9 protein-coding genes are annotated in these 11674 nt (G+C 53.4%); 2 read left to right on the plus strand and 7 right to left on the minus strand.

Features of this window, described 5'->3' with window-relative positions:
* Positions 1-182: 182 nt before the first annotated feature.
* Positions 183-1058, minus strand: coding sequence for a succinate--CoA ligase subunit alpha (gene sucD, locus RC85_RS22805; protein WP_068267052.1), 876 nt, complete (start codon positions 1056-1058; stop codon positions 183-185).
* A gap of 121 nt (positions 1059-1179) precedes the next feature.
* A complete protein-coding gene (gene sucC, locus RC85_RS22810; protein WP_068267053.1) occupies positions 1180-2364 on the minus strand; it encodes an ADP-forming succinate--CoA ligase subunit beta in 1185 nt (394 codons plus the stop codon).
* A gap of 280 nt (positions 2365-2644) precedes the next feature.
* On the opposite strand from sucC, the gene RC85_RS22815 reads away from it, so the two are divergent.
* Positions 2645-2851 (plus strand): hypothetical protein, encoded by a 207-nt coding sequence (locus RC85_RS22815; protein WP_149752758.1) that lies wholly within the window; start codon positions 2645-2647, stop codon positions 2849-2851.
* A 212-nt stretch (positions 2852-3063) separates the two neighbouring features.
* Here the strand turns inward: RC85_RS22815 and RC85_RS22820 are convergent, their stop codons facing one another.
* Complete coding sequence (locus tag RC85_RS22820) at positions 3064-4836, minus strand: diguanylate cyclase domain-containing protein (protein ID WP_149752759.1); 1773 nt, start codon at positions 4834-4836, stop codon at positions 3064-3066.
* Positions 4837-5231: 395 nt separating this feature from the next.
* On the opposite strand from RC85_RS22820, the gene RC85_RS22825 reads away from it, so the two are divergent.
* On the plus strand, positions 5232-5453 hold the full coding sequence (locus tag RC85_RS22825) for a BON domain-containing protein (protein WP_068267060.1): 222 nt from the start codon (positions 5232-5234) through the stop codon (positions 5451-5453).
* 322 nt (positions 5454-5775) lie between these two features.
* Here the strand turns inward: RC85_RS22825 and RC85_RS22830 are convergent, their stop codons facing one another.
* The 4 genes from RC85_RS22830 to RC85_RS22845 form a co-directional block, all read right to left on the minus strand.
* A complete protein-coding gene (locus tag RC85_RS22830) occupies positions 5776-7473 on the minus strand; it encodes a sugar phosphorylase (protein ID WP_068267056.1) in 1698 nt (565 codons plus the stop codon).
* Positions 7474-7560: 87 nt separating this feature from the next.
* Positions 7561-8826 carry a glycosyltransferase family 4 protein gene (locus tag RC85_RS22835; RefSeq protein ID WP_068267057.1) on the minus strand — a complete coding sequence of 422 codons (1266 nt, stop codon included), beginning with the start codon at positions 8824-8826 and terminating at the stop codon, positions 7561-7563.
* A 214-nt stretch (positions 8827-9040) separates the two neighbouring features.
* Positions 9041-9931 carry an HAD family hydrolase gene (locus tag RC85_RS22840; protein ID WP_068267058.1) on the minus strand — a complete coding sequence of 297 codons (891 nt, stop codon included), beginning with the start codon at positions 9929-9931 and terminating at the stop codon, positions 9041-9043.
* Positions 9921-11459 carry a glycosyltransferase gene (locus RC85_RS22845; RefSeq protein ID WP_068267059.1) on the minus strand — a complete coding sequence of 513 codons (1539 nt, stop codon included), beginning with the start codon at positions 11457-11459 and terminating at the stop codon, positions 9921-9923. The genes RC85_RS22840 and RC85_RS22845 overlap by 11 nt, the downstream gene beginning before the upstream one ends.
* Positions 11460-11674 lie beyond the last annotated feature (215 nt).

Genomic DNA, 11674 nt, shown 5'->3' on the forward strand with positions numbered 1-11674 from the left:
TATGAGGCAATCAGCTGGGGGTAGCCCGGTGCGGGAAAGCCGCACGCCGGTAAATACAGGGAATTGACCCTGTCGCTACAACGGGGAGGCGGTGGCTAGGATAACCTAGCCACTGCTTTACCCACTCCCAAACTCGATAATCGACACAGAGTCGGAGGTTGGGACAACCTCCGCGACAATAGTTACGCTTTGGCGATTGCCTTGACGACTGCGTCGCCCATGTCGGCTGGCGTGGGAGCGACGACGATTCCGGCATCTTCAAGTGCCGCAACTTTCTCAGTCGCTGTGCCCTTGCCGCCGCTGATGATTGCACCAGCGTGGCCCATTCGTTTTCCGGGTGGTGCGGTACGTCCAGCGATAAATGCTGCCACAGGCTTGGTAACGTTCTCTTTCGCAAACGCCGCTGCTTCTTCTTCGGCCGTACCACCGATTTCGCCGATCATCAAAATCGCTTCGGTCTGATCGTCTTCTTCGTACATCTTCAGCAAGTCGATGAAGCTTGTTCCGACGATCGGGTCGCCACCAAGACCAACACAAGTGCTCTGACCGAGCCCCAGATTGCTTGTTTGCCAAACTGATTCGTAGGTCAACGTTCCACTACGGCTCATCACACCCACCTTACCGGGCTGATGAATGTAACCCGGCATGATGCCGATCTTGCAGGAACCCGGCGTGATCAGGCCAGGGCAATTGGGTCCGATCAGAATCGAATCACTCGCTTTGACCTTTTCATAAACACGCACCATGTCGATCACTGGGACGCCTTCGGTGATCGCTGCGATGATTTTGATCCCCGCATCGACCGCTTCCAAGATTGCGTCTGCGGTGAAGGGTGGCGGCACAAAAATCATGGTCGCGTTGGCACCGGTTTTGGTGACCGCTTCTTCGACGGTGTCGAACACAGGAATGCCCTCGACGTTTTGCCCACCTTTTCCAGGTGTCACGCCACCGACCATCGCGGTGCCGTAATCACGACAACCAAGAGTATGAAATTCGCCTGATTTGCCAGTAATGCCTTGGCAAATGACTTTCGTGTTCGAGTCGACCAGGATGCTCATGTGAATAGGTTTTAGGTGTTAGGTTTTAGGCGTTGGGTGTTAGATAAATTTGTTGGGGGGCGAGGTCGATATCAGGTTGTGAACACTTCTTTCCTAAAACCTAATACCTAAAACCTGATCCCTACTTCGTTGCTGCGACAATCTTTTTCGCGGCATCGGTAATGTCGGTCGCGTTGATGATGTCGATGTCGCATTCGGCCAGCATCTTGCGACCCTCTTCGACTTCGGTGCCTTCCAAACGGACGACCAATGGGACTTCAAAGCCGACGGTCTTTCCAGCTTCGATGATCGCCGCTGCAATCGTCGTGCAACGTGCGATGCCGCCGAAGATATTGACCAGAACACCTTTGCAATTGGGATCGCCCAGCAAGATTTGGAACGCCTCGGTCACCTGTTCCGCGTTCGCTCCACCGCCAACGTCCAAGAAGTTCGCGGGCTGACCGCCGTGGTACTTGATAATGTCCATCGTTGACATGGCAAGTCCGGCACCGTTGACCAGGCAACCGATGTTGCCTTCCAACTTAACGAAGCTCAACCCTGATCGACTGGCACGAGCTTCGGACGGTTCGTCTTCGGTTTCGTCACGCAACGGCAACAAGTCCGGGTGGCGATACAGTGCGTTACTATCGAATTCAATCTTAGCATCCAAGGCGATGACTTGATCGTCGCCCGTGATTACCAACGGATTGATTTCGCACATCGAGCAATCGAAATCGACAAAGAACCGGCAGATCGCTGGCATAAACTTCGCCGCGGCCTTTGCTGCTGCGCCGGTGATGCCAAGTTTTTTGCATAGCTTGCGAACTTGAAAACCTTCTAGCCCGACGGCAGGATCAAAGTGCTCTTTGAAAATAAGTTCGGGCGTTTCTTCGGCGACCGTTTCAATTTCAACGCCGCCTTCGGTGCTGACCATCAAAACAGGTTTCATCGCCGCGCGATCGACGACAATGCCAAGGTACAGTTCGCGAGCGATATCACAGCCTGCTTCGACGTAAACTTGGTGGACTTCTTTGCCCTCTTCGCCGGTTTGGATTGTAACCAGCGTTTTACCGATCAATCCTTCGGCAGCGGCGCGGACTTCATCGGCATTTTTGCAAACCACAACACCACGCTGGTCGGGGTTTTCTTTGGTCGTGCCTTTACCGCGTCCACCAGCGTGGATCTGCGATTTGACGACGGCAATTTTGTTGCCAAGTTTGTCGTAGGCGGCAACCGCATCGTCAGCGGTCTTGGCCATAACGCCGTCAAGAACAGGAACGCCCGCTTGGCGAAAGAGCTGTTTGCCCTGGTATTCGTGAATCTTCATCGTGTGTCGAGTGATCCGCTATTGGGGTGATCCGCGTGAAAGACTGGTCCGATCGAGACGGGAACAGCATTCGTCCAGTGTGAGAATATACGGTGCAGTCCAACTTGGGTGAACCGGGCAGAAATGAAAGATAGTCTGCGGTGGGTAGGCCGTATTGAGCGGAGTGGAATACGGCCTACTTTTGACCTCAAAGGTACTTTTGCGGGCGCATAAAAAAAGCTCCCGGAAAGAACGAGGTCCTAGGGGGGCGGAGGACAACGCGCTTCAGTTCCGGGAGCCGGTGGCTCAAATTCTCGATTTGATGTCTTGCTGGCGAAATCGCCAACCTTCGGTGTGGGTGCCAACTTTCGGTGTGGGTGTCCGAAGAGTCGTCAGCATCCTGCGTCAGACCTATCGAACAATCATTCAATGCACTCGTCGTCACGAAGAACACGATCACATCCTTGTGAGTCGCGAAACATCCGTGTGTCCGCAGCAATCAGATTAAAAGATTACCCATGCGAGACCACGTCGAATCTTGAACGCCAACATTGATGTCGCAGCCAGTGGCTTTGTCATCAACATGTCGCGGAGGATAGGCGGTCGCGTGAACCAGGGTCAAGCCGGATTTGAGGCAAAGCAATTTTTTTTCAAAATCGCATTTAAGGTGCCGTGAAACTCGCAGCCCGATTAGCCGTGGGGTTAACCGATCAGACAGAATCAGCTTGCCGCTGCGGATTCGGCGTCGAAGGTGACGATATCGCGATTCGGGTCACGGCCTTGGTTGGCCATCGTGACTGATCGATCGACGACCTGATCGAAATCTTCCCCGGCTTCGATTTCTGCGACGCCGATTGAAATGGCGCGGTCTTCACCGTCTTCGCTGGAAAGCCCAATCGAACCCGCACTGCGACAAATTTGCTCGCCGCGTGTTCGAGCGGTTTCTTGGTCAACGCTAGGCATGCAAACCAACAGCGTCGATTGATCTTGGTAGCCCAAACGATCAACGTTGCGTAGCGTCGCGCGAGTTACCTGCAACAACGAACGCATGGCCGAAGCACTCGCCTCGGTGTGACATCGAATCGCCATCACGAATGTTGTGACGCTCGCGCCCGCCCGTTCCTGCATCTCGCTGAATTCCTGAGCCATCGCTTTACGATTAGGCAGGCTTGCGAAAGGGCCCGTCGCTGGCTCGTCTGCATCCTCTACGTCAGCGGCTTCTTCGCTAGTCTCTTCGCTGGCTGTTTCATTGGCTGTTTCATTTTCTGAGACGACATCCTTGGCTTCGCTTGGATCCTTGTCACCAGTTTTATCGTCGCTGAGTTTATCGTCGCCAGTTTTTTCAACCTTGCTCTGCGTTTCCTCGCTCACTGTTTCCTGGCTCACTGTTTCCTCGCTCACTGTTTCCTGGCTCACTGTTTCCTCGTTCACAGCCTGCTCGTTCACTTCTTCGCCGGCTGTCGAAGGTGCCTCTGTTTTTGATACTGGCGTGCTTTCCAAACCACTCGATTTACTAAGTTCAATCTTCACGGGCGTTTGCCCGTCCATCCAGTGCCCGCAGTCACGGCCAGCTTCTTTGGAATGGTAGAGACCATCATCAGATCGCTGCATCCACTGTTCCAAACTCTCGCACTGCTGACCATCACCTTGCTCGCTGCTGTCGAGTGACAACTGTGCAAGACCAGCCGATGCGGTAACACGCAGTCGCTTGCCCTCGAAGTGGATCTCACGTTGGCTGATCGCCTGCCTTGCTTCTTCGACGTACTGCGAGGCCTGATCGATGTCACAATCGTCCAGGATCACGGCAAACTCTTCGCCGCCAAAGCGGGCGACAATTCCGCGTTCGTTCAAACGTGAATGCAACATTCCAGCCACGATGCGCAACACTTCATCACCGGCTCGGTGACCGTAGACATCGTTGAACTTCTTGAAATGGTCAACGTCAAGCATCGCCAGCGTGCTGGCAACACCGCTGCCGAGTTCATGTCGCTGAGCAAAGTGGCGATCAAACGCACCGCGGTTAGGCACGCGAGTCAGCGCGTCGGTTTCAGCTCGCTTTTCTGCACATTCGATTTGCAGTGCTTGTTCGTGAATGCGGTCCTGGGCACTTTGCAACTGAGACTGCATTTCCTCGTTCGCTTCGACCAATTGATGGATCGCTTCGGACACCGCTTCGGGTGATGCATCCGCGCTCTCGTTCAATGAATTATTGACCGCTTGCACCTTGGATTGGTGCGCGTCGACGTCGGCTGCCATCGCGTAAGCATAAGATTTCAAACGATCCGCTGCATTGCTGACCAGTTCACGTTGGGCCTCTGGATCGTCGGCATCGTCGTTGACGGTCGGATCGCTGCTTGCAGCCGCACACTTTGATTTTGACGCCGCCACTGGATTGGATTCGCCACCGATGCCATCCATCGCATGCATCACCCATCCACATGCTAAACCGGCACCGCCACAACTGAGTGCAATTAAAAAATCAAGCCAAATCATGAAACCGAGTCCTCTGGGGCAAAGTTTTCCGTCACAAACAGATAGCTTGCCATCGTCGTCGGTCAAATGATGCGATCCGAAAACGACACAGGATTCCCGCAGCGGCGAATATCCGTGCAGCAATTGCCCCTCACAATCGTCACGGCCGTTAATTGCAAACGAACTCCCACACGTTGCTAGCAAGATGTCTGTAGCGCCATGTCGCACCGGATTGTGCGATTAGTCACACAGCCAACGAACTCTTTGTTTTCAGCCACCACTATTTGCAAGAAATTTGGAAGATATCCGTAGGCAAGATTCTGATGATGTGTGATATTTTAAAGACAGGCGTTGTGGCCTCGAACTCTATCGTTCAAAAACACCAATCGATTTCCGTCTCAATGGATGTAATGCGGATGACGAATTCTCAAGCAACCCAAACAACTCAAGCAGCAACAGCGATCCTTGCTGAAAGCTCCGTTAGGGAACTCCGAAACCTTCGCGTTGATCACAGTGCGAATGACTTACGACTAACCGGACGCGTGCGAAGTTTCTATCACAAGCAACTCGCACAAGAAGCCATCCGCCAAGTTGCCGGTGGCATGCAAGTCGTCAATCGCGTCGACGTGTCGTCGTAGAACAACGGTTGAAGCGTCAAGCAACCGCGTAGCTGATCCCGCCAGGGTTCAGTCCGTCGCCAACGGTTTCTAAACCGCCGAACCGCGTGCCCAACGCCGCGAAGGGTTTCAAAATTGTTTAACCGCGTGGGCATCGCCCCGCGCGTTTGGGACCAGCACGACGCGCGGGGCGATGCCCAACGCGGTTAAACGAACTAATCCGTGCTTTCCCAGACCAGATATCTCCACGGCGTTGGGGTCAGTTCGTCGGGGGCATGTTTCGCTTGCGGATAAGGACTGAACCCTGACGGGATCAGCTACGGGATATTCCGCCAACGCAAGCTCAATCGCTGCTGAGCCAGCGGACCTGGAACGGTCGCATTGGAATCGGATCATCGGCAAACAAACGCTGTTGAGCCAATTCGTCAAACCGAAGCGTTTCGTCAATCATCGACGCGTCCACAACGCGGGCGTCCGAACTCAGATTCGCCAACACGGCAATCTTCTGACCGTCATTGGTTTCGCGAACAAACCCCAGCAACCCGTCACCGGGTAAATCCAACACGGTTTGACTCGCCCGCGGATGAAACGCTTTTTGTTGACAACGCACTTCTAGCAACCGGCGGTATCCGTCAAATACGCGTCGCTGCAACGAATGCGGTTCCCAAAGTGCCGAATCCAATTCGGACCGGTCATACTTGTGCCGATTGATGCGTCGGTTTTGACCCGACTGTTCCACCCCGGCTTGATCGTTGGGCGTTCCGACCAACGAATGAAAATAGATCGCAGGCATTCCTTGAATCGACAACATGATCGCCTGAGTCGCCAAGAACCGCCTGGCGTGTTCGGCTTCGGACACCTCATTCCTATTTGCAACCGCATCGATGTAGGCGATGTTCAGTTCGTAAGGCGACTCGCTTCCGTCGGGCTTGCTGCGCATGCTCACTCGCCCACCATGCTCCTTGACGACATCGACTAAGTTTTCGACTCGCTCGGCCGACACGATGCCTTCCAACGGACGCATCCCAACACCATCATGCGACGCGGTGAAGTTAAAGAAGGTGGTTTCATCGCTCGGCGGTTTCAAACTCGACAACCAATCGCGAATCACCGATGTGTCGTTGCTGTGAATCGCGTCAAGCAACAGCGGCGGCAAGCTGAACTGATAAACCATGTGAGCTTCATCGGTGCCATCACCCAAGTAGCTGATGTTCTCAGCATGCGGCACGTTGGTTTCCGTCAGGATGATCGTTCCGGGGACAACACGATCCAAAACATGACGCATCAACTTGACTGCTGCATGAGTCTGCGGAAGGTGCAGGCAGTTTGTGCCGATCTGTTTCCACAGAAACGCGACCGCATCCAATCGCACGATCCGCGACCCGCGACGAGCGTACTCGACCAGCGTTTCCAGCATCGCCAACATGACTTTCGGATTGGCGTAATTCAAATCAACCTGGTCAGGACTAAAGGTTGTCCAAATATGCTTGGTTCCCGATTCGGTTTCAAAAGGAGTCAGCAACGGCAAGCTGCGCGGTCGCACGACTTCGCTTAGATCCGTGGCCGGGTCCACGTCGATAAAGAAGTCGGCGTATTGCGGATCACCGGCCAAGTATCCGGCGAACCAGGCGTGTTTTTGCGAGGCGTGATTGAGAACCAAGTCAAACATCAAACTGAAACCGTCACCCAGATTGCTGATGTCCGTCCAAGTCCCGACCTCGGGATCGACCGCTAAATAATCAACGACCGAAAAACCATCATCGCTGGTGTAAGGACAAAACGGTAACAAGTGAACGGTCGAAATCACTTCGTCCAGCAACTGATCCAGCAACCATTCATTCTGAGCCCGCAAAGGCGAGATATCACCGGAACGAATCTGATCCGCATAGGTAATCAGGACAACATCTTGTTCGTTCCAAAGTTCCGCCTCCGTTTCATTTTCACTGGCGGAATCAAACAGGTCCGCCAAACCGCTTTGCAAAACCTGTGGAACGTTGCCGTAAATCTCGGTCAGCAACTGGGTCGTCTTGGCGTCAAGCATCGGTTGTTCCGTTTGGAAATGATTTCAGGGGACTGATTCAATTGACCGAGTCAGTCAGTAGGAAGCCTATTGCAGCAGACAGCCCTGCTACAGCCCGTCGGTGCCGGTGAAGTTGGTCACCAACGCTCGCAGCTTGCGTCTTAGCACGCTGTAACTGAAGAAAGCTTTTCCTATTTCGTAGTTGAAATCGACCATCTCTTGGCGGTATGCCGGATCGTCAATGATCTTCTGAACCTTGCTAACGACGTCTTTGGTTAGATAGCCGTCCATCGCGATGACCTTTGCCCCCTTGGGTTCAATGTCCGCAACAAAGATCGAATAGCGATTCACCAGGACCGGTTTGCGATAATAAAACGCTTCCAAAAGTGCGTTTCCAAAACCTTCATAAATACTGGGGTAGGTGATGAAGTCCGCTTGCGAGTAAGCGTCAGCGAGCGTGTAGATTTTTCCGCCGTCGGCCGTCAAACCACGCTTGTCGCCGACCTGTTCATCACACAGTCGAAGATCAACGCCAGCGGATTCCGCCATTTCCTGAAGCGCGGTCAGGTACTCGTTGCCCTCATCACCGCTGGCGTGCGAAATCACCAGCTTGCACTTGTCATTCCTAAGCGCCGACACCAACGAAATCGCATGCTCAATCCCTTTACGCGGGACCACGCGAGTCGGCTGTAAAAACATGATGTCATCCTCGGCGATGCCAATGTCTTTACGAAAACATCGGGCGTAATCGTCTGCTTCGTCGGGCGGTGTATCAAAGTCCAAAACGTTGGGCACCAAGATCGACGAAACGCCGCGCCGGTGAGCCAAGTCTTCCTGCGCGAATGAATTGATCGTCACGTTTTGAATCTGGGTCAGCGCCGGCGGGAACGACATCCACATTAAATCTGTCACCGCCGAAACGCTAAACCGATCGCGTTCCCAGTAGAAATCGTGATGGTGCGCGATCGTGGGAAAACCGGTCTCGGCGATGAAGTGGGTGATCGCGACGCCCAATGGAATGTTCATCGGAATGCACAACGCATTTTGAACGATCAACAAATCCAAATCATGCCGACGCGTAAATTCATAGATCGTGCCCTTCAGGTAATCTGCCAGCGCGTAGATTCGCTGAGTCACATCGGGCGTGCGAGTTCGTGTCCCGAACGCTCGCCGATTGATCCATTCGATGTCGGGATGGCCAAAGTAGGCGTGCGGCACGACCATCGACGTATCCTCGTCGCGATCGCTTAGCCCCGAATACCAATAACTGGTATGCCGGTGGTCCCAAAGAACCTTGGCCCACTTTGCACTTTCCAGTGATACTCCGTCAGTTCCCGCAAAGCGAGTTCCGATGAATCCAATTCGAACGGCCATAAGAAGGATGATCCGGTGTTACTGCTCGCTGATCGTCAAAGATATATGGAACCGTCCCGAAACAACTTCCCAACCCGAACGCGTAAGCGAGGGATCTCGTTTGACGCGTAAATCCCTCGCTTACGCGTTCGGGTTGGGATTTGGGCGAATCGAATCTGATGAAGTTATTTCAGGACAATTCCTATGGGGCAGTAGTGGATCATAAATTGAGTCATCAATGAAGGCGAAGACAATTTGGCAACTCGGGTAGATTTGTCAGAACCAGGTCGGGTTGTAAGTTCTGGCATCGGACGTCATCGGTCCTGGGCCGACAACTACGAGCGTCACCGACAAACCACGCCGTACGAAGCCCCGCGACCGACGCGGCGTAAACATCATTGAGCATGTCGTTGCCAACATAGATCGCTTCTTGGGGAAGGATCTTGCGTCTTGCCAACGAATCGACCAGCACTTCAAACAATCGCGGACCAGGTTTGGACTGCCGAAAACGGTTCGAAAACAGCGACAGATCCAATTGAAAACCAGCCTCTTCCAGCGAAGCGGCGTCACAAATCTCTTCCACCAGTGCGGGCGTAAATACTTGGGCATTGCTCACAATTCCCAGAATTTTCCCCGACGATTTTAGTTCCGCCAGCAATTCAGCAGCCCCCGGCATCGGCCAAGTCGGGTTTGCCCTGGCCTCATAAGCAGTAGCGATTCGCACGACCTGTTCCGTGTCGCCCGCGATCTGCGTCAAGCCATGCTGAGTCAACAATCGCCGCCAGATATCCACGATGTCCACTTCCGGTTTGGGACAGGCGTCACTTTTCGCAGCGAGGTTGGTTTCGCTGATCAGCTTTTTGAGCGAAGCCAAAGTCGGAGTGGAATCCGAGTCCAGCGAAACTCCGCAAGCTTGGAAAGCATCCGAAATATGGTCGGTCGATTGCGAAACATCCGCCGACCCGACATCGCCGCTGCCGCTGACAACGAGCGTTCCGTAAACATCAAAGATGACCGCACGGATCGCGGGGATCTCGACTAGCTTCGGCTTGATATCGGTGGGGATTGGTTGAAGTGGAGCTCGATGCTGAACAATTTGATCGATCCAAGGTGAACTACGATTCATCCGATAAAGTCTCCGTTCGGCAAGGATAAAAAGGACGGTTCAAGTTAACCAAATCAACCGCGGACAAATTCGACATCGTGTCAATCATCACTGCATCCGATTTCAAAACCGATTCGTAGACTTTCATCAATCGCTTGCCTACGGATTCGATGGAATAGTAATCAGCGATCACACCAGCGTTGGCGTGAATCGTTTCGTGATCGGGCGGGCTGGCAATTGCATCGACTAGCTTCTGCGAACGTTGCCGCACGGCGTCCGCGAATCCCACGTCATCGGCCATTCGGCAAAGCACTTCGGTTTGTCGCTTGGGCGTCAGCAAGGCGAAGTCGATGGAATCGGTGATCGGGCTTGCCAATTTTCGAGCAGGCCGAAAACCTGCTGGCAGTTGAGCGATCGCCGAATCCATCGCGGACTGAATTTCACGATGGCACTGGTCGATCCAATCTTTGTTGCCAGGAATGGGAATCGCATCGTAGAACGAACTCAAATTAACGCCGGCTTTTTCAAAGTCAGACGTGACGCCAGGCAAACGCCGGGCAACCACTGATCGGCCAGCCAGCCATGGTTCCAGAAAAGTCATCCCAAAACCTTCGGCAACACTGGTCGAAAAAACGTTGCTAGAAGCCGACAAGTTTTCGGCAAAGGAAATCTGTTCATGATGCCCCGCATCAAAGACTGCTTTGGGTGCCACCGTGGCGGCAAGTTCCTTCCATCGAAGGTAGCTGTTTTTTTCAACCGCAGTGGTTGGCTGCAACGTTAGCCCTGAATACCAATCATCGGGAAGCAACTGAGCTAGCAGCAGCCACTCGCCAACATTCTTCCGCCGAATCCCGCGAACAGGATACAACGTCCACCGTGCGTCACTGGGCAGCGAAAATGCTGACCGAACTTTCGCCAGTGTGGTTTCCTGATCGGGAGCCTTCTCACTGGGCAGCGTAACGCTGTTAGACAAAGTCATGGCTTTGCAACCGAGGCTCGACAATGTCTCGGTATCGCCGGCGGTCAGTGCGGCGTAACGAATTTTGCCGGTCGTTGGATAGAGGAACCGATCCAATTCGGATTTGCTGCTTGCACCACTCGCCTGAATCAGTCGTGCCAAGTTTTCAGGGCGGTTGTCTTCAGCGAAATCATGCACCTGCAAAAGAAACGACCAACCCTGCTTGGCAAGTTGATCAATAACCAGAGGTGCCGCCGTGTTTTTCCCCAGGCTGTGATTGTGCCAATGCAAAACAGTCTGATCAGGATGCAAACCTTCGCTGGCGAACAGGCGAATCAGATCCTGTGCTATTTGATCGGCACGCTCACGATTCTGGTCAGCACTAAATCGTTTCGTATCGTAATCAAAATCCGGCAAGTTCAACTGAATCGTCGATGACAGAACTTTATCAGTCAGGCCATCGGATCGCGGGCCTGAAACCAAAACCACGCGATCAACATCATCACATTGCCGTAAAAACCGAACATGGTTTTCGACCACTTGCGTCACACCGCCGCGTTGAAAGTGACAATGCAGAATAACGATGTTCACGAGATCAAAATGCTCTAAGGTTCGCGGCAAAGCGAACAGTCTAGCGCATTTTCGGATTTGGTGTGACGTACACGGGCAACAAGCCAGCCTATCAACCAAAGTGAGCCGCGACGCGTAAGCGGCCGGGCCTACCGCGTCAGCCTGGGAACCAGAAAGTAGGCCGTAGCGAGCCATAGCGAGTTACGGCGGTGCGCACATTGCCGTAACTCGCTATG

This window comes from Rubripirellula obstinata, from assembly GCF_001642955.1.
GTDB classification, from domain to species: domain Bacteria; phylum Planctomycetota; class Planctomycetia; order Pirellulales; family Pirellulaceae; genus Rubripirellula; species Rubripirellula obstinata.

Bases quoted from the DNA above. Each gene is read 5' to 3' on its own strand.
- sucD (WP_068267052.1), bottom strand. From the start codon at position 1,058: ATGAGCATCCTGGTCGACTCGAACACGAAAGTCATTTGCCAAGGCATT.
- RC85_RS22820 (WP_149752759.1), bottom strand. From the start codon at position 4,836: ATGATTTGGCTTGATTTTTTAATTGCACTCAGTTGTGGCGGTGCCGGT.
- RC85_RS22835 (WP_068267057.1), bottom strand. From the start codon at position 8,826: ATGGCCGTTCGAATTGGATTCATCGGAACTCGCTTTGCGGGAACTGAC.
- RC85_RS22840 (WP_068267058.1), bottom strand. From the start codon at position 9,931: ATGAATCGTAGTTCACCTTGGATCGATCAAATTGTTCAGCATCGAGCT.
- sucC (WP_068267053.1), bottom strand. From the start codon at position 2,364: ATGAAGATTCACGAATACCAGGGCAAACAGCTCTTTCGCCAAGCGGGC.
- RC85_RS22825 (WP_068267060.1), top strand. From the start codon at position 5,232: ATGACGAATTCTCAAGCAACCCAAACAACTCAAGCAGCAACAGCGATC.
- RC85_RS22830 (WP_068267056.1), bottom strand. From the start codon at position 7,473: ATGCTTGACGCCAAGACGACCCAGTTGCTGACCGAGATTTACGGCAAC.